We start from the raw sequence: 19,037 nt of genomic DNA, 5'->3' as shown, positions 1-19,037 counted from the left end.
TTGGCAGGCACTAATTTTCGCACTGGCTTTTTGACTATCAATCCAGACTCTGTTACTGCCAAGCAAGCTGAAGTTGATGATATATATGATACATTGATAAGCGAGGTCATCAATTCTATCGGAACAATAGTCTCAATAATAACAAGCTCTGACAGTGGTAATGATCATCTGGATGAAGTGAAGGATGCTATCGTTGGCTCCAAAATCATACCGAATACTGAATACAATTATAATTCCTATCGTGGAACTCCACTGCGTGAGGCTCTTCATCGTGCCGGTAAATATTACCAGGGTGATTATAGGGGGCTCGGGGATTCCCCCATAATTTCTGCAGATGAAGGCGGTATGTGTCAGCAGAATTTCACTGTCCTCATAACCGATGGTTTCTGGAATTCCGAGGACTCTTCATACTCCACTGCGATTGAAAAAGATATTCGTGATGCCAATGGTGATGGTCGTACCTGGCGTCAAAGCAATGGCCGATCTGGTGGCGATGCCACCTTGGCGGATGTCGCTTATTATTATGCCAATATTGATTTACGCAAAAACCTTGGCAGTGGCACCTATGAAAAGCAGGTGATGACGACGTATACCGTCGCCTTTGGTGTGGACTCCGACAGTGATGAGTGGAGCAGCAAAAAGCGTGTCACCGAAAGCAGCTCCAGCACCATTGATGACCTGGAGCAGGCGGCGATCGATGGTGGGGGCTCCTACTTCAATGCCTCCAGCCCGACGGACCTCGTCTCGGCCCTGGCGGCGATCGCCTCCGAGATCGTCGCGGTGGGCAACAGTGTCAGCGGCCTCTCCACCAACCTGACGACGGCCAGTGTCGAGACGGATAGCCGACTGATCGAGAGCCGCTATTCCGCCTCGACCTGGACGGGCGATGTGGTGGCCTCGTCGGTACAGGAGGGCAAGGACGTTGAGGATGACGACCAGGTCTGGAGTGCTGCCACCCAGTTGAGTGAGGCATTGGAAGAGAAGGATGGTGTTGAGTCGCGTACGGTCTTCACCATGTCCGGCGGCAACGGAGTCAAGTTCACGACCGACAACGCGGGCCGCCTGAGCTCCAGCCAGCGCAATGATCTCGCGCGCATGGAGGTCGGCGGCAACTCCACCGATGACCACGTGGAGGCAGCGATCGAGTGGCTGCGGGGCAGCGATGAATACGAAGGCGATGGTCTGCGCAATCGCACTGGCGTTCAGCTGGGCGACATCATCGGCTCGTCGCCTGTCGTCGTGACTCAAGAAGACTCGACGACAGAGGGCAGTGTCTTCGTCGGGGCCAACGACGGCATGCTGCATGCTTTCGACCTCAAGACCGGTAACGAGCAGTTCGCCTATATTCCGGAACTGCTCTACAGCGAAGAGGACGACGCAGGGCTGGGGTATCTGACGGACCCGGGCTATCAGCATCGCTACTATGTCGACGGTGAACTGCGTCTGGCCAGCCTGAATGGTGAGGAGTGGCTGGTCTCCGGTCTCGCTGGCGGTGGGCGCGGCCTGTTCGCGCTCAATGTCACCAAGGCCGTGGCAGGCGAAGACTTCGATGAAGATGATGTGGTGCGCTGGGAATTCGGTGCCAGTGACGATGATGACATGGGGCATGTCTACGGCAGCGCGCATATCGTGTCACTGAACAACGGCGACAGCGCGGTGCTGGTCGGCAACGGGCTGGAAACGGTCGATGAGAACGCCGCGCCGACGTTGTTCGCGCTGGAGCTTGATGGAGTCAATGCCGGTGGCGTGATCGCCAAGCTGTCCCCCAGCGGGGTGACAGGCGGATTGGCAAACCTGCAGGTCGCGGACCTCGACAGCAATGGCACCGTCGATTTCGCCTATGGCGGAGACCTGCAGGGGCGACTGTGGAAGTTTGACCTCAGTGACGACGACAGCAGCAAGTGGAGTGTCACGCGCCTGTTCACGGCCTGTGCTACCAGCCTGACCGGCGGGGAGTGCCAGACGGACGCGCTGCAGCCGATCACCGTCAAGCCGACACTCAGTCGCTACTCCGGCGAGACGCACACCATGACCTCGCCCAATCTGCTGGTGTCCTTCGGGACCGGCCAGGACATGTACGCCGACGCCGAAGATGAAGCCTGGGTCACGCAGAGCCTCTACACCGTGCTGGATACCGGCGGCAGTCATACCGGCCTGACGCGCAGTGACCTTGAGGCACGCAACTTCGTCAGCGGCAGCTACACCAACGGCGAGCTGACAGGCCGGACCCTTGGCGGCGACAGCTTTGCCTACTATCCCAGCCAGCTCGAGGATCAAGACACGGATCGCTTCGGCTGGTATCTGGATCTGGATGCCTCCGAGCAGGAAGAGCTGGTCGAGCCGGCCAATCTGCTCTCCAATCTGGTGGTCTTCTCCACCAGCACGTCCAGTACCGGAACCAACTTCTGTGAAAGTACCGGCGGTGGCTGGCTGGTCGCGCTGGACACCGAGACAGGTCTGCCGACCTACGACGATAGCGAAGGCAGCTACGTGACCATCTTCGATTTCAATCAGGATGAGGCCTTCAGCGCTGATGACCTGGTCGGTACCCTCGTTGATGACACCGTCGCCGTCGGCAATGTCATCGTCAGCGTCAAGTTGAGCGGTACACCGACGTCCAGTGTCAGTGTCGGTGATACGGTCTACGTGGGCACCAGTTCGCTGGGCAGCGAGGAGGGCGGTGTCTCGTCCTATGATCTCAACGTGTCCAGCTCGACGGACACCGGCCGTGTCTCCTGGTATCAGCTGCGCTGAGCCCGCCTCGGACATGAGGCAAGGATGACACGCTGCGCCGCCACGCCTTCCCCGGGGTGGCGGCGCCTTGCCTTTCATCAGGGTTTACTTCCTTCAGGCAGGCTTGCTCGGTGCCTTTTGGCCGAGTCTTGCGCCCTGGTCTTTCACCCAAGCCCTTCATTCACGTTCTTCAAGGAAGCACTTCATGGCCAGTCTTCTCTCTTCCCGTTCGCGCCTCTCTCGGCGCCGGTACACCTCAGGCTTCACGCTGACGGAGATCATGATCGTGATCGTCATCGTCGGCATTCTCGCGGCGATCGCCTACCCGAGCTATCAGGACCAGGTGATCCGCTCGCGTCGTGCCGATGGGCAGGCGGCACTGATGTCATTGGCTCAAGCCCAGGAGCGCTACATGGCGCGTTGCGGTGGCTACGCGACCAGCATCGCCGGCGACAGTGATTGTGATGAGGAAGGACTGGGGCGTGCCACCGAGTCGCCGGAAGGCTATTACACCCTGAGCCTGGAGGATGGCGCCACGACCACGCGCTTCACGCTCATCGCGACCGCGGTGGCACCTCAAAGCGCCGATGCCGACTGCCCCGCGCTGACCCTCACCAATACCGGTGTCCGCGATACGACCGGCGATGGCGATTGCTGGTAGCCGTGAAGCGCTCGGCTCTGCACGATGCTGGAGACTCTGCTCAATGCTGGAGGCTCTGCGCAATGCTGGATTGCACGCGGCTCGCTTGCACCGCCTTGCGGGCGGCGTATTCTTGACCCCTTTCCCGGGCTGATGGCAGGAGCGAACAGGCGTGAATGACTTTGTGGTGGTAGGCGGTGGCGTGATCGGCATGCTGACCGCGCTGGAGCTGGCGGATGGTGGTGCCGAGGTCACGCTGGTCGAGCGAGGCCAGTGTGGGCGTGAGGCGTCATGGGCGGGCGGCGGTATCGTCTCGCCGTTGTATCCGTGGCGTTATAGCGCGCCGATCTCGCGCCTGTCTGCCTGGTCGGAAGGCTTCTACCCCACCTTGGCCGAGCGCCTGATCGAGACCACCGGCATCGACCCCGAATATCGCCAGCAGGGCCTGCTGTACCTGAATGTCGAGGACGCCGAGCAGGCACTGGCCTGGTCCCGGGAATATGCCAAGCCGCTGACGCGCGTGGACGCCGACTTCGTCTATGACAAGGCACCGGCGGTCGCGCCCGGTTGCGAGTCGGCGCTGTGGATGCCGACGCTTGGCAGCATCCGCAATCCGCGTCTGGGCAAGTCACTGCGTGCCGCGCTCGACGCTCACCCGCGCGTGCGCCTGCTGGAGAATGTCGCGGTGCAGGGCATTCTGCTGCAGGACGACACCGCCATCGGCGTACAGACCGCCAATTCGGTGCTGTCTGCCGGGCAGGTCGTGGTCTGCGGTGGTGCCTGGAGTCGTGAGATTCTGAGAGAGGCGGGGCTTGCGCTGCCGGTGCGGCCGGTACGCGGCCAGATGGTGCTGTTCAAGGCACCCAAGGGGCTGGTGGAGCGCGTGGTGCTCAAGAATGGACGCTACGTGATACCGCGGGGCGATGGTCGCATCGTGGCCGGCTCGACGCTGGAGGAGGTCGGCTTCGACAAGGCGACCACCGCCGAGGCACGCGAGTCACTGATCAAGAGCGCCTGCGAGATCATCCCCGCGCTGGCGGAGTGTGAGGTGGAGCACCACTGGGCGGGACTGCGCCCCGGTTCGCCGACCGGCACGCCCTTCATCGGCGCCGTGCCTGAACGCCGCCACCTGCACGTCAATGCCGGCCATTACCGCAATGGGCTGGTACTGGCGCCGGCCTCGACCCGCCTGCTGGCGGATCAACTGCTCGGGCGCACGCCGATCATCGACCCCGCGCCCTACCAGCCCGAGACTCTGCTGGCCGAGATCGCTGCGCTGGATGCGTCGTCAGATGCCGGCGAGACCCGCTGGGCCTGAGGGATTGGTTGCCGTCTTTCGCCATCGAGCATCTCGTCTCGGTGGCGAATCATTTGCGCGGTCCTTCGTCGAGGAAGTGCTGCTGGTGTTCCTGGCAGCAGAAGTGCAGCGCCTCATGGCGGATGGCGTCATTTTCCGGCAGATGCAGGTCGCAGTAGGCGCAGCGCACCATGTTCTGCGCCTCGCGTTCGGCGGGGCTGTCGTTGCCGTAGTCGTCCTGGCTCAGCTTCCATTGGCGATACATGCGGTAAAGGCGCAGGCCGGCCCAGAACAGGGCGACGAAAACCAGCAGACGGATGATCAACAGGCTCATTCCTATATGACTCCCAGATGAGGCGGCGCGCGTGGCTTTTGCCAGCGGCGCGACCTTGCGGGACAATGGCGGCCAACATGATGACAGGTGGGCCGGTGCACGGCTCAGTGATCTGAGCCAGATGTCTGGCCACAGTGTACTGGCCCCTTATCGAACCGCCAATCGAGAGATCCTTACCGCATGCAAGATCTGACTCTGGTGATGGCCCAGCTCGACCCGCTGGTCGGTGATATTCCCGGCAACACTGCGCGTGCCATCGAATCGGTGCGTGAAGCGAGTCTTGAGCACAAGGCCGATGTCGTAGTGCTGCCCGAGTTGTGTCTGACCGGCTACCCGCCGGAAGACCTGCTGCTGCGCGAGTCCATGGAATCCCGCCTCGAGGAGGCGCGCGCCCAGATGGCGAAGAAGGTCGCGCCCGGCGTGATGGTCATCGTCGGCTACCCCGGCATGCGTGACGGCAAGCGTTACAACCTGGCCGGCGTGCTCAAGGATGGTGAGTGGATCGCCGAATATGCCAAGCAGGCCTTGCCCAACTATCAGGTCTTCGATGAGCAGCGCTATTTCACGCCGGGCAGCGAGCCGTGTGTGGTCGAGTGTCGTGGTGCCCGTCTGGGCATCGTCATCTGCGAAGACCTGTGGGACGGCGCGCCGATCCGTCAGGCACGCGATGCCGGAGCCGAGATTCTCGTCAGCCTCAACGCCTCGCCCTACCACCTGGAGAAGCCGGCCGAGCGCAATCAGCTGTTCGCCGAGCGGGCAGCCGAGGTCAATTGCCCGCTGGTCTACGTCAATCAGATCGGCGGTCAGGATGAGCTGGTCTTCGATGGGGGCTCTGCCGCCATCGATGCCGACGGCAAGACCTGCGTGCAGGCGCCGTGGTGGGATGTCGGCCTGATGCCGGTGCAGTTCCTCAAGGCAGAGGGTGGCAACTGGGTGCCGCAGAGTGGCGAGATCGCCGAGCTGCTGTCGCCGGAGGAGTCACTCTACTGTGCGCTGGTCACCGGGCTGCGTGACTACGTCAACAAGAGCGGCTTCAAGGGTGTGGTGCTGGGGCTTTCCGGGGGCATCGATTCCGGCCTGTCGCTGGCCATCGCCGTCGATGCGCTGGGCGCGGACCGCGTGCACGCCGTGATGATGCCGTATCACTACACCGCGGACATCTCCAAGGAAGACGCCGCCGAGCAGGCCAGGCTGCTGGGCGTGAATTACGAGGTGATGCCCATCGCGCCGATGGTCGAGGCCTTCACCGAGACCCTGGCGGAGAGCTTCGCCGGCAGCGAGCGCGACACCACCGAGGAGAATCTGCAGTCGCGGTGCCGTGGCGTGCTGCTGATGGCCATCTCCAACAAGAAGGGCCTGATGGTGCTGACCACTGGCAACAAGAGCGAGATGGCGGTGGGTTACGCCACGCTCTACGGCGACATGGTCGGCGGCTACAACGCGCTCAAGGATGTCTACAAGAGCTGGGTGTTCCGTCTCGCCAACTGGCGCAACACCATGGGCCCGGCGATTCCGGAGCGCGTCATCACGCGCCCGCCGTCCGCCGAGCTCGCCGAAGACCAGCTCGACAGCGATTCGCTGCCGGACTACGACACCCTGGATGCGATTCTCACCCACTACATCGAGGGTGACATGAGCGCCGAGGCGATCATCCGCTCAGGCTTCGAGGAAGAGGATGTCTATCGCGTGGTGCGTCTGGTCGACCGTACCGAGTACAAGCGTCGTCAGGCGCCGGTGGGTGTGCGTGTCACGCCGCGCGGCTTCGGGCGGGATCGTCGCTACCCGATCGTCAATGGCTGGGTAGCCGGCGAATGACGGATTGCGGATTCTTTGCGCAAGACGCTGAAAGCGCCTGAATCCGACGATTCTGGCCATGCTGGCAGCACGAAAAAGCCCGTGATCATCGATCACGGGCTTTTCGATGGTGACGCCTGCCGGCCGTCAGACCGTCAGGTCGTCAGCCTTCACGTAACGCGGCTCGAAGGTACGACCATCCAGACGTTCGTTGTCCGGATCATTCTGGATCAGCACCTTGAGCGTCTCGCTGGCACGGTCACGCAGACCGAGGCCCAGATAGCCCTCGACCATCACGGCCAGCGCATCGCGGGTGGCAGGAGTGTTAGGGTAGTGCTCAATGACCCACTCGCCACGCTTCACGGCAGCCAGATAGGCCTGCTTGCGCAGGTAGAAATCGGCTGTCTGCAGCTCGCCGCGCGCCAGTACGTTGCGCAGATAGATGATGCGCTGACGGGAATCTGCCGCGTAGGTGCTGTTGGGGAAGCGACGTACCAGCTCACCGAAGTCGACGTAGGCATCGCGTGTCGCGCCCAGGTCTCGCTTGGAAATATCGATCAGATCGAGGGATTCCAGGCTGAAACGACCCGCGCTGTACGCTGCCAGTCCACGCATGTAGTAGGCATAATCGACCTGCGGGTGATCGGGGTGCAGGCGAATGAAACGGCTGGCCGCGGCGCGTGCCGCCTCCCAGTTGTCGACCTGATAATAGGCGTAGATCAGCTCCAGCTGCGACTGTTCGGCGTAGCTGCCGAACGGGAAGCGAGTATCCAGGGCTTCAAGTTGTTGCACAGCGGAGTTGAAGCGGCTGGTATCCAGGGAAACCTGGGCCTGACGATACAGGTCCTGCTCCTGAAGATCCGGTGCCGGCTCGTTGGACGCACAGCCAGCCAGCAAGGTGCTGGCCAGGGCGAGGGCAGTCAAGGGAAGGGCGCGCATCGGTTTCCTCATCTCGGGCAATCCATGGCGGGCATGCTAGAATCCGCCGATCCGCACTCACTATAAAGCAAAGGCCCTTTCGTGCGAAACGGCCTCAGAGAGCAATATGGCAGACACCATCAACCGCGAAGAGCGGATCCCGGAGGCGATGATTGGCATGCGCCTTGATCAGGCCTGCGCCGAGATCTTCTCCGACTATTCCCGCGAGCGTCTCAAGCACTGGATCAAGACCGGTGCGCTGACCCTCGACGGTGCCGCCGTCAAACCCCGCGAGAAGGTCTATGGCGGTGAACGTCTGGCCCTGACCGCCGAGCTTGAAGAAGAAGTCAGCCACGAGCCGGAAGATATCGAGCTCGAGATCGTCTATGAAGACGACGACGTGCTGGTCATCAACAAGGAGCACGGCATGGTCGTGCACCCGGGCGCGGGTAACCACGATGGCACGCTGCTCAACGCCATCCTGCATCATTGTCCGGGCAATTCCATGATGCCGCGTGCCGGCATCGTGCACCGTCTCGACAAGGACACCAGCGGCCTGATGGTGGTGGCCAAGTCATTGACCGCCCAGGCGGACCTGGTCGAGCAGCTGCAGGCCCGTACCGTGTCGCGCGAGTATGATGCCGTCGTCACGGGCGTGCTGACCTCCGGTGCCACCGTGGATGCGCCCATCGGGCGTCACCCCAAGGACCGCAAGCGTCAGGCCGTCACTCACAGTGGCAAGCCGGCGGTCACCCACTTCCGCGTGGTGGAGCGTTTCCGGGGTCACACCCATATCCGCTGCAAGCTGGAAACCGGGCGTACCCACCAGATCCGCGTGCACATGGCGCACCAGCGCTATCCGCTGGTCGGAGACCCGGTCTACGGCGGGCGTCTGAAGCTGCCGCCGGGGGCCAGTGACCCGCTCAAGGAGCTGCTGCGTCAGTTCCCGCGTCAGGCACTGCATGCCCGTCGTCTCGCCTTCATCCACCCGATCACGGGCAAGGAAGTCGAATTCCGCGCCGAGATGCCGGGCGACATGCTGGTGCTGATCGACTATCTCAAGGAAGACATCGCTCGCTGAGGCGGCAGGCTCGCGCGACACGCCGCACAAGGAGAGGTTATGCACGACGAGAGTCTACGCCCGACCCTGATACTGCCGGACTGGCCCGCGCCGAGCCCGGTGCAGGCCTTCGTGACCACGCGTGAGAGCGGCCCCAGCCAGGGGCCGTATGCCGGCTTCAATCCGGCGCTGCATGTCGGCGATGACCCGGCGATGGTGGCGCAGGTGCGCGAGCTGCTCGCGGCGGAGGTCGATGACGGTCGTCCGCTGGCGTGGCTGGATCAGGTGCACGGCACTCAGGTGGTGGATGCCTTCGATGTCTGCCACGCCGAAGACCGCCCGGATGCCCCGCCACGGGCGGATGCCTGCATCAGTACCGGCACCGGGCAGGCCTGTGTGGTGATGACGGCGGACTGTCTGCCGGTGCTGTTCTGTGATCGGCAGGGCACGCGCGTCGGCGTGGCGCATGCGGGTTGGCGCGGGCTGGTCGAAGGCGTGCTGGAAGCCACCATCGAGCGTCTTGGCGATGACCCCGGCGAGCTGATGGCCTGGCTGGGCCCGGCGATCTCCAATGCGCAGTTCGAGGTCGGCCCCGAGGTGCGTGACGCCTTCATCGCGGACCTTCCCGAGGCCGATGACGCCTTCGAGGCCAGCCCCTACCGGCTCGGTCACTATATGGGTGATCTCTACAAGCTGGCACGCCTGCGTCTCGAGCGTGCCGGGGTCGGTCATGTCAGTGGCGGTCACTTCTGTACCGCCTCTGAATCACGCTTCTATTCACACCGGCGGGATGATGGCGTGACCGGACGCCTCGCCACGGTGATCTGGCTGCGCTGAGGCGCTGATCAGGAATCTCGGTCGGGGCGCTGGTCAGCGCATTCCGCAAGCTCGACATGCAGTACCCACAAACGCCCCGTTGACCTGATATCTCAGGTTGGCGGGGCGTTTCTGTGTGTGACAAAGCTGATGGCCGGCGGGGGCGGCGGGAATCTGACCTGGATCAGGCAAATGCCACAACATGCTGCAGCGCGGCGAATCCTGCCTTGAAAGCCGTGCGCCAGCCCCCATCTTGAGAGTCAGATACGAAATGTTACAGGCGAAGCTCCTGAGAAAAGGAGTACCGCCATGACTCTCAGGAGAAGGCACCATGCGCATCGACAAACTCACCAGCAAGCTGCAGAACGCTCTGGCGGATGCCCAGTCGCTCGCCGTCGGGCGAGGCCACAATGAAATTCACCCGCAGCATCTGCTACTGGCACTGCTGGAAGACCGCGATGGCGGCCTCAAGGCACTGGTCAACAAGGCGGGCGGCGATGCCACCAGTCTGATCAGCGGCCTCAAGCGCCAGCTGGATGACCTGCCGACCGTGTCCCAGTTCGACGGCAATGTCGCGCCCTCGCAGGCCCTTGGCAAGCTTCTGAATCTGGCCGATCGTGAAGCGCAGAAGCGCGGCGATCAATACATCGCCTCCGAGCTCGCGCTGCTGGCTGCGCTGGAGCTGGGTGGTGATCTCGGCAAGCTGTTCACCTCCTCGGGCATCAAGAAGCCCGCCCTGACCTCCGCCATCGATGCGCTGCGCGGTGGCGAAGCCGTGGGCGATGCCGATGCCGAGAACAATCGCGAGGCGCTCAACAAGTACACCCTGGATCTGACCGAGCGTGCGCGGGATGGCAAGCTCGACCCGGTGATCGGGCGTGACGAGGAAATTCGCCGAACGATCCAGGTGCTGCAGCGTCGCACCAAGAACAACCCGGTGCTGATCGGTGAGCCCGGCGTCGGCAAGACCGCCATCGTCGAAGGGCTGGCCAGCCGTATCGTCAATGGCGAGGTGCCGGAAGGCCTCAAGAACAAGCGCGTGCTGTCTCTCGACATGGGCTCGCTGCTGGCGGGGGCCAAGTTCCGCGGCGAATTCGAGGAGCGCCTCAAGTCGGTGCTGAAGGAGCTGGCGCAGGAAGAAGGCCAGGTCATCCTGTTCATCGACGAGCTGCACACCATGGTCGGCGCGGGCAAGGCTGAAGGCGCGATGGATGCCGGCAACATGCTCAAGCCGGCGCTGGCGCGTGGCGAGCTGCACTGTGTCGGTGCCACCACGCTTGACGAGTATCGTCAGTACATCGAGAAGGACGCCGCACTGGAGCGCCGCTTCCAGAAGGTGCAGGTCGATCAGCCCAGCGAGGAAGACACCATCGCCATCCTGCGTGGCCTGAAGGAGCGCTACGAGGTGCATCACGGGGTCGACATCACCGACAGCGCCATCATTGCCGCCGCGCGGTTGTCCTCGCGCTACATCACGGACCGTCAGCTGCCGGACAAGGCGATCGACCTGATCGATGAGGCCGCGTCACGTATCCGCATGGAACTGGATTCCAAGCCGGAGGAGATGGACCGTCTCGACCGCCGCCTGATCCAGCTCAAGATGGAGCGTGAAGCGCTCAAGAAGGAAACCGACGAGGCAGCGCTCAAGCGTCTCGGCGCGCTTGAGGACCAGATCTCGGAGCTGGAGCGGGAATACGCCGACCTCGATGAAGTCTGGAAGGCCGAGAAGTCCAGCATCCAGGGCGCGGCCCAGTTCAAGGCCGAGCTGGAGCAGGCGCGTATCGATCTGGAGCAGGCGCGCCGCGCCGGTGACCTCAGCCGCATGTCGGAATTGCAGTACGGCGTGATTCCGGGGCTCGAGAAGCAGATCAGCGAAGCCGGCGAAGGCGAGGCGGATACCTCCGCCCACGTGCTGCTGCGCTCCAATGTCACCGAGGAGGAGATTGCCGAGGTCGTCTCGCGCTGGACCGGCATTCCGGTCGCCAAGATGCTCGAAGGCGAGCGTGACAAGTTGCTGCGCATGGAAGAGGCGCTGCACGAGAAGGTGATCGGCCAGGACGAGGCGGTGATCGCGGTGTCCAATGCGGTGCGTCGCTCACGCGCTGGGCTGTCGGACCCGAATCGTCCCAACGGCTCCTTCCTGTTCCTCGGCCCGACCGGTGTCGGCAAGACGGAGCTCTGCAAGTCACTGGCCAACTTCCTGTTCGACACCGAAGAGGCGATGGTGCGCATCGACATGTCCGAGTTCATGGAGAAGCACTCCGTGGCCCGTTTGATCGGCGCGCCTCCCGGCTATGTCGGCTATGAAGAGGGCGGCTATCTGACCGAGGCCGTGCGCCGCAAGCCGTACTCCGTGCTGCTGCTCGACGAGGTCGAGAAGGCGCATCCGGATGTCTTCAACATCCTGCTGCAGGTGCTGGAAGATGGCCGCCTGACCGATGGTCAGGGGCGTACCGTCGACTTCCGCAACACCGTGATCGTGATGACCTCCAACCTGGGCTCGGAAATGATCCAGCGCATGAGCGGCCTCAATGGCGAGCTGGCGGAAGACGAGAGCAGCACGGAAGGTGCCGACGAGCGTGCCGAGCGCAAGGCGGCCTTCCAGTACGACGACATGAAGACGGCGGTGATGGAAGTCGTCGGCAATCACTTCCGCCCGGAGCTGATCAACCGCATCGATGAAGTGGTCGTGTTCCACGCGCTGGGACAGGCGCAGATCGCCTCCATCGCGGGCATCCAGCTGGAGCGTCTCAAGGCGCGTCTGGCCGAGCGCGATCTCGGCTTCGAGATCACCGACCCGGCGATGGCCTTGCTGGCCAAGGCCGGCTTCGATCCGGTCTATGGCGCTCGCCCGCTCAAGCGCGCCATCCAGAGCCGCATCGAGAATCCGCTGGCCCAGGCCCTGCTGGGCGGTGACTTCGTGCCCGGTGACGTCATCCGTGTCGGCGAAGAGGGCGGGGAGTTGACCTTCACGCGCTGATTCGCACGCCCGTAAGTGACGCCCCACCGTGACGGAAGCACGCCCTTCCGCTTGCGGTGGGGCGTTTTCGTGTCTGCCGCCTGGGCGCAAAAAGACAACCCGGCGTGAGGCAGGCTGAAATTCACGAAGCAGAAAATTGCGAATTTATCGCCATTGGTGAGGTTTTACGCACGCTTATGGCCGGATTCGTTGTTATCGGTGTGGCATTTGGCGCAGGCGGCGCACACTGGCGTAAGGTTGAGTTGACAGCCCCTTGCGGCTGTTGGACTCTTGACCATTCCTGATTGCGGGCGCGGCCATTCGGGCGACCCTCGAAGCGCCGCGTGAAGGACAGACGCTGAGTCGCTGTCCGCCTGTCAAAGGATACGCCGGTCCGGGTACGCCAACCGTACCGACCGGCCATCAGCCCCGACCGCATCCAACCGATGCGACAAGAGTGCAGGCCCTAACCGGGCCGCAGACGCCAGGGTTTGGCATCAGGTGCCGCAATTTCTGCGGTAGCGACATTCAGGTCGCACTCGATCCGGCTTGCGCATTGCCGCCGGACGCACTCGAGACCTCCAGGGGAGAATAACCAAGTGGAATTGCTTTCCGGCGCTGACATGATCGCCCGCGCCCTGCATGACGAGGGCGTGGAATATATTTACGGCTATCCCGGTGGAGCGGCGCTGCATATCTATGACGCCCTGTTCCGCCAGGACAAGGTCCAGCACATTCTGGTCCGTCACGAGCAGGCCGCGACCCACGCCGCCGATGGTTACGCGCGCGCCTCCGGCAAGCCGGGTGTGGTGCTGGTCACCTCAGGCCCGGGCGCGACCAATGCTGTCACCGGCATCGCCACGGCCTACATGGATTCGATCCCCATGGTCGTGCTGTGTGGTCAGGTCGCCAGCCACCTGATCGGTGAAGACGCCTTCCAGGAAACCGACATCGTCGGTGTGACTCGCCCGATCGTGAAGCACAGCTTCTCGATCAAGCACCCGAGCGAGATTCCCGAGGTGATCAAGAAGGCCTTCTATCTGGCCTCCAGTGGTCGCCCGGGGCCGGTCGTCATCGATATCCCGAAGGACATGACCGCCCCGACCGAACGCTATGAGTACAGCTACCCCAAGAAGGTACGCATGCGCTCCTATAGCCCGGTCACCCGTGGCCACAGCGGCCAGATCAAGAAAGCCGTCGAGCTGATGCTCAAGGCACGTCGCCCGCTGTTCTTCACCGGCGGTGGTGTGGTGTCAGGGCGTGCCAGCGAAGCGCTGACTGACCTGGTGCGCCGCCTCAACTTCCCGATCACCACCTCGCTGATGGGCATCGGTGCCTACCCGCAGGGCGATCGGCAGTGTCTGGGCTGGCCCGGCATGCACGGCTCCTACGAGTCGAACAATGCCATGCACCACACCGATCTGATCATCTGCATCGGTGCGCGCTTCGATGACCGCGTGACCAACAACACCTCGAAGTTCTGCCCGACGGCCAAGATCATCCACGTCGACATCGACCCGAGCTCGGTTTCCAAGACCGTGCGCGCCGATGTGCCGATCGTCGGTCCGGCCGATGCCGTGATCAACGAGATGATCAGCCTCGTGCAGGGTCGCGAGCTGGCCAACCCCGATGCACTGGAGGCCTGGTGGTCCCAGATCGATGGCTGGCGTGCCGAGCGTGAAGGCAAGCTGTATGAGCCGTCCGCCCCGGGTGAGCCGCTCAAGCCGCAACAGGTGGTGGAAGCCGTGCACCGTGCGACGCGTGGTGAAGCCTTCGTCGCCACCGATGTCGGTCAGCACCAGATGTTCGCCGCCCAGTACTACAAGTTCCAGCGCCCCAACCGCTGGATCACCTCCGGTGGTCTGGGCACCATGGGCTTCGGCTTCCCGGCGGCCATGGGCATCAAGATGTCCTACCCGGAAGACGATGTGGTGCTGTTCACCGGTGAGGGCAGCTTCCAGATGATGATGCAGGAGTTCTCGACCTGTAAGCAGTACGGGATCGGGGTCAAGATCATCAACCTCAACAACCAGTCGCTGGGCATGGTGCGTCAGTGGCAGGACCTGAACTACAAGTCCCGTCACTCGCATTCCTATATGGAGTCGCTGCCTGACTTCGTGCAGCTGGCGGGCGCCTATGGCTTCCGTGCCATCAAGGTGCACACGGTGGAGGAGCTCGAGCCTGCGCTGGAAGAAGCCTTCCGCAACAAGGACGAGCTGGTGTTCCTCGACATCTATGTCGACCCGCGTGAACACGTCTACCCGATGCAGGTGCCTCTCGGCTCCATGCGTGACATGCTGCTTACGAAGACGGAGCGGACCTGATGCGCCATATCATCTCCATTCTGATGGAAAACGAACCGGGCGCGCTGTCACGGGTCGTCGGCCTGTTTTCACAGCGCAACTTCAACATCGAGACCCTCAACGTGGCCCCGACCGAAGACGCGACCCTGTCCCGTCTGACCGTCACCACGGTCGGTGAAGATCGCGTCATCGAGCAGATCACCAAACACCTCAACAAGCTGGTGGATGTGGTCAAGCTGGTGGATCTCACCGAGGGCAGCCACATCGAGCGCGAGCTGATGCTGGTCAAGGTCAAGGCGCTGGGCGCCCAGCGTGACGAGATCAAGCGCACGGCGGACATCTTCCGTGCCCAGATCGTCGACATCACGCCGAGCCTCTACACCATCCAGATCACCGGCGACGGTGGCAAGCTGGATGCCTTCCTGGCGGCGATGCAGCCGGTAGGCGTGCTGGAAGTGGCACGTACCGGTGTCTCCGGCATCGCTCGCGGTGAGAAGGTGTTGAGCCTGTAAGACGGTGGTGGTGGAATCGCAAGACAAGAACGGCGCCCCTCGGGGCGCCGTTTTCGTTGCTGCGCCATTTTCGTGGGCTCGCTACCAGGTATCAGTCAGCGGGGCGCTGCGGCGAGCCGGGGAGTTGCTCCCACAACGCGCGCACCAGCGGATGTCGCAGGCGTTTTTCCTGTACGCACAGGCCGACCTTGTAGGGGGTCAGCGGCGGATCGACATCAAGGATGCGCACCTGGTCGGCCAGCGGCGAATTGTCGAGCACGATCTGCGGCACCACGCCGACCCCGAAGCCCAGTCCGACCATGCTGACGATGGCCTCGTTGCCGGCGACCTGGGCATACAGGCGCGGCTTGATGCCGCGTGTGTGGCACCAGGCATCGAAGCGCTCGCGCGCCAGGCCGGTCTCCGACAGGATCATCGGCACGCGCGTCCAGTCGATGTGGTCGTCGCCCGCCGCCGAATCGTCCGCCTCGCCGATGCCTTCCAGTTGCTGGCCGGGGCCATCACGACGCGGGGCAATGAAGCGCAGTGGCGACTCGGCGAAGTCGGTGAAGGCGAGACGGGAAGGCAGCACGTCGGGGCGCGCGGCGATCGCCAGGTCCTCGTGCCCCATCAGGACACGCTCCAATGCCACGGCGGGGTCGCCGGTATGCAGCTTGAGCTCCACATGCGGATGGCGGGCACGGAAGGTGGCCAGAATCTCGTAGAGAAAGCTGTAGCTGGCGGTCACCGAGCAATACAGGGAGAGCTCGCCGCGCAGCTCATCGCTGTCTTCCAGCAGTGACTGGCGAATGTCATCCCATTGACTCAGGAGTTCGCGAGCATGACGACGGAAGCGTTCACCCGCCGGTGTCAGCGCGACGCTGCGGTTGTCGCGTTCGAACAGGCTGACGCCCAGCTCCTCCTCCATGGCCCGGATGGCACGTGACAGGGCAGAGGCGCTCAGGTGGCAGGCAGTGCTGGCGCGCCCGAAATGTAGCGTTTCGGCGAGGGTCAGGAATTGCTTGAGTTGACGATTGTCCATGCCGGAGTCCGCTGTCGGTGAGTGCTGTAGAGGGAAATGCCTTGTGTTGCGCAATATGGCATATGATGGTGCAAATATAGCATTTTACGCAATGTTGAGGTGCAGGTAAGGTGGACTCATCGCCGCGCAGGAGGAGGACGGCAGACCTTGATCCAAGGCGCACGACCTCCCCAGGACGCAGAGCGGCCGAGACAGATGGCCGTCGGCGCTGGACACTGTCATACGCCTTTCCCTCGCGGGAAGGGTCGCAAGAACAACAGACACTCTTTCAAGATCTCACGCCATCCCGCTGACGGGGTGAGCCGCCAGGAGCAATGACGATGAAACTCTATTACGACAAGGATTGTGACCTCTCCCTCATCCAGGGCAAGAAAGTGGTCATCCTCGGTTACGGTTCCCAGGGCCACGCCCACGCGAACAACCTGAAGGAATCTGGCGTCGACGTCACCGTAGCCCTGCGTCGCTCTTCCTCCAGCTGGGCCAAGGCCGAAGCGGCTGGCCTGAAGGTTGCCGAAGTCGAGGAAGCGGTCAAGGCTGCCGACCTGGTCATGATCCTGGCGCCGGACGAGAACCAGAAGGCCATCTACGAGAACCAGGTGGAACCGAACCTGAAGCAGGGCGCGACCCTGGCCTTCGCTCACGGCTTCAACGTCCACTACAACCAGGTCGTTCCGCGTGCTGACCTCGACGTCATCATGATCGCGCCGAAGGCACCGGGTCACACCGTGCGTTCCGAGTTCGTGAAGGGCGGCGGTATCCCGGACCTGATCGCCATCCACCAGGATGCGACTGGCCAGGCCAAGGACATCGCACTGTCCTACGCGGCAGGCGTCGGCGGCGGTCGTACCGGCATCATCGAGACCACCTTCAAGGACGAGACCGAAACCGATCTGTTCGGTGAGCAGGCTGTCCTGTGTGGTGGCGCGGTCGAGCTGGTCAAGATGGGCTTCGAGACCCTGACCGAAGCGGGCTACGCACCGGAAATGGCCTACTTCGAGTGTCTGCACGAGCTCAAGCTGATCGTCGACCTGATGTACGAAGGCGGCATCGCCAACATGAACTACTCCATCTCCAACAATGCGGAGTATGGCGAGTACGTGACCGGCACCGAAGTCATCAACGAGCAGTCCCGTGTCGCCATGCGCAATGCACTCAAGCGCATCCAGAGCGGTGAATACGCCAAGATGTTCATCCAGGAAGGCAACACCAACTACCCGTCCATGACGGCCCGTCGTCGCCAGAACGCCGAGCATCCGATCGAGCAGACTGGTGAGAAGCTGCGCGGCATGATGCCGTGGATCACTGCCAACCAGCTGGTCGACAAGTCACGCAACTGATCCTGCCTATTGGATCCGGCGTGAAATGAGCGGGGCGCTCTCCATCAGGAGGGCGCCCCGCTTGCGTTGTTGCTCTATAAGCGCTATCGAATGGGAGAGGGAAGTGACAGTCGACGGTGAGGCCGCTAGGGTGTCACCACTATTCGCGCTCATTGGCAGGTGTAGAATGTGGTTACCCTGCCACGACGAGGCATGATGCAAGGAATCCCATGACTGACGAAAATCGACATCCCGGCGCAGAAGAAGCCCCCGAAGCACAGACACGCCGCAGCAGTTCAGTGCTGGACAAGGTAGTGGAGGAGTTCACCGACGACAGCGAAGTCGTGGAAGAAGCCATCGAGGACGGCAAGCCCGTTCGTCGGCGTGGTATCTATCTGCTGCCCAACCTGTTCACCACCTCCGCGCTGTTCTCCGGCTTCTTCGCTGTGGTGTGTGCGCTGAACGGGGAGTTTGCCAACGCCTCCATCGCCATCTTCGTCTCGATGGTGCTCGACGGCCTGGACGGTCGTGTGGCGCGCCTGACCAACACCCAGAGCGCCTTCGGTGCCGAGTACGACAGCCTCGCGGACATGCTGTCCTTCGGCGTGGCGCCGGCGCTGGTCACCTTCAGCTGGATTCTGCAGGATGTCGGCAAGATCGGCTGGATCGCCGCCTTCGTCTACGTGGCAGGCGCTGCGCTGCGTCTGGCGCGCTTCAACGTCCAGATCGGCTCCACCGACAAGAAGTGGTTCATCGGTCTGCCGAGTCCGGCAGCGGCGGCACTCGTGGCCGGCTGCGTATGGACCATGCACAACTTCGACGCCGAGACCTTCGCCTTCAAGTCGCTGATGGTCTTCGTGGTCGCGGCTGCCGGTATCCTGATGGTGTCGAATATCCGCTACTACAGCTTCAAGGAAATCGACCTCAAGGGGCCGGTACCCTTCGTGGCGCTGCTCGCCATCGTGCTGGCCTTCGTGGTCATCTCGCTGGAGCCGTCCGTGATGCTGCTGGGCCTGTTCGGTTGCTATGTCGCCAGTGGCCCGATCATGGCGCTGGGGCGCAAGCTGCGCGGTAACAAGTAAGCGTCAGCTGTCAGCAGTGTGATGATCGATATTCGGCCCCGCCATTCCTGGCGGGGCCGAATGCGTTTCTGGCCGGGGGAAGATGTCAGCAAGCAACGGCGCGACGAGGACAAGAAGAACAGAGAAGCAGTATGAGGAGGGGAGAGAAAGGCAGAGCAGAGATGTCACCCGTATGTCCCGAGAATGACAATCTCTTGAAAAAGCCCTTGCCCTCACGGCGGTTCGTGCGTAAAGTACGCATCCGCTGCCGGG

14 protein-coding genes are annotated in these 19,037 nt (G+C 62.7%); 11 read left to right on the top strand and 3 right to left on the bottom strand.

What is annotated here, in order from left to right:
* The first annotated feature begins 579 nt into the window (after positions 1-579).
* The 3 genes from QD208_RS15005 to thiO all read left to right on the top strand — a co-directional run bounded on the left by QD208_RS15005 (position 580) and on the right by thiO (position 4,691).
* Positions 580-2,754: a PilC/PilY family type IV pilus protein gene (locus QD208_RS15005; RefSeq protein WP_279837329.1), complete on the top strand. Its 2,175-nt coding sequence runs from the start codon at positions 580-582 to the stop codon at positions 2,752-2,754.
* A gap of 184 nt (positions 2,755-2,938) precedes the next feature.
* Entirely contained in the window at positions 2,939-3,394 is a 456-nt protein-coding gene (locus tag QD208_RS15000) for a type IV pilin protein (protein ID WP_054556939.1), read from the top strand.
* A 151-nt stretch (positions 3,395-3,545) separates the two neighbouring features.
* Positions 3,546-4,691, top strand: coding sequence for a glycine oxidase ThiO (gene thiO / locus QD208_RS14995; RefSeq protein WP_279837328.1), 1,146 nt, complete (start codon positions 3,546-3,548; stop codon positions 4,689-4,691).
* A gap of 49 nt (positions 4,692-4,740) precedes the next feature.
* Here thiO and QD208_RS14990 read toward each other — a convergent pair whose 3' ends face one another.
* Positions 4,741-5,004: a PP0621 family protein gene (locus QD208_RS14990; protein ID WP_043337174.1), complete on the bottom strand. Its 264-nt coding sequence runs from the start codon at positions 5,002-5,004 to the stop codon at positions 4,741-4,743.
* A gap of 180 nt (positions 5,005-5,184) precedes the next feature.
* Here QD208_RS14990 and QD208_RS14985 point away from each other — a divergent pair, with 180 nt between their 5' ends.
* Positions 5,185-6,819: an NAD+ synthase gene (locus tag QD208_RS14985; protein WP_043337176.1), complete on the top strand. Its 1,635-nt coding sequence runs from the start codon at positions 5,185-5,187 to the stop codon at positions 6,817-6,819.
* Between the two features lie 126 nt (positions 6,820-6,945).
* On the opposite strand, the gene QD208_RS14980 is transcribed toward QD208_RS14985, so the two are convergent.
* The gene (locus QD208_RS14980) at positions 6,946-7,737 is read right to left on the bottom strand and encodes an outer membrane protein assembly factor BamD (protein WP_107335861.1); all 792 of its coding nucleotides are present in this window, start codon (positions 7,735-7,737) and stop codon (positions 6,946-6,948) included.
* 106 nt (positions 7,738-7,843) lie between these two features.
* On the opposite strand from QD208_RS14980, the gene rluD reads away from it, so the two are divergent.
* From rluD to ilvN, 5 genes are all read left to right on the top strand, one after another.
* Positions 7,844-8,797, top strand: a complete 954-nt coding sequence (rluD, locus tag QD208_RS14975) for a 23S rRNA pseudouridine(1911/1915/1917) synthase RluD (RefSeq protein WP_054556942.1) — start codon at positions 7,844-7,846, stop codon at positions 8,795-8,797.
* A 39-nt stretch (positions 8,798-8,836) separates the two neighbouring features.
* Positions 8,837-9,613 carry a peptidoglycan editing factor PgeF gene (pgeF, locus tag QD208_RS14970; protein WP_043337183.1) on the top strand — a complete coding sequence of 259 codons (777 nt, stop codon included), beginning with the start codon at positions 8,837-8,839 and terminating at the stop codon, positions 9,611-9,613.
* Positions 9,614-9,923: 310 nt separating this feature from the next.
* Complete coding sequence (clpB, locus tag QD208_RS14965; protein WP_279837326.1) at positions 9,924-12,572, top strand: ATP-dependent chaperone ClpB; 2,649 nt, start codon at positions 9,924-9,926, stop codon at positions 12,570-12,572.
* A 578-nt stretch (positions 12,573-13,150) separates the two neighbouring features.
* Positions 13,151-14,875 (top strand): acetolactate synthase 3 large subunit, encoded by a 1,725-nt coding sequence (locus tag QD208_RS14960; RefSeq protein WP_043337225.1) that lies wholly within the window; start codon positions 13,151-13,153, stop codon positions 14,873-14,875.
* Positions 14,875-15,366, top strand: coding sequence for an acetolactate synthase small subunit (ilvN, locus tag QD208_RS14955; protein ID WP_043337227.1), 492 nt, complete (start codon positions 14,875-14,877; stop codon positions 15,364-15,366). The genes QD208_RS14960 and ilvN overlap by 1 nt, the downstream gene beginning before the upstream one ends.
* A gap of 91 nt (positions 15,367-15,457) precedes the next feature.
* Here the strand turns inward: ilvN and ilvY are convergent, their stop codons facing one another.
* Entirely contained in the window at positions 15,458-16,387 is a 930-nt protein-coding gene (gene ilvY / locus QD208_RS14950) for an HTH-type transcriptional activator IlvY (protein WP_279837325.1), read from the bottom strand.
* A 320-nt stretch (positions 16,388-16,707) separates the two neighbouring features.
* On the opposite strand from ilvY, the gene ilvC reads away from it, so the two are divergent.
* On the top strand, positions 16,708-17,724 hold the full coding sequence (ilvC, locus tag QD208_RS14945; protein ID WP_043337232.1) for a ketol-acid reductoisomerase: 1,017 nt from the start codon (positions 16,708-16,710) through the stop codon (positions 17,722-17,724).
* A 209-nt stretch (positions 17,725-17,933) separates the two neighbouring features.
* The gene (pssA, locus tag QD208_RS14940; protein WP_043337235.1) at positions 17,934-18,785 is read left to right on the top strand and encodes a CDP-diacylglycerol--serine O-phosphatidyltransferase; all 852 of its coding nucleotides are present in this window, start codon (positions 17,934-17,936) and stop codon (positions 18,783-18,785) included.
* Positions 18,786-19,037: the final 252 nt, after the last annotated feature.

Origin of the sequence: Cobetia sp. 29-18-1 (assembly GCF_029846405.1) — a bacterium.
GTDB classification, from domain to species: Bacteria; Pseudomonadota; Gammaproteobacteria; order Pseudomonadales; family Halomonadaceae; genus Cobetia; species Cobetia amphilecti.
The sequence above is the reverse complement of the archived record's forward strand: the minus strand, read 5'-3'. Positions and strand labels throughout refer to the sequence as shown.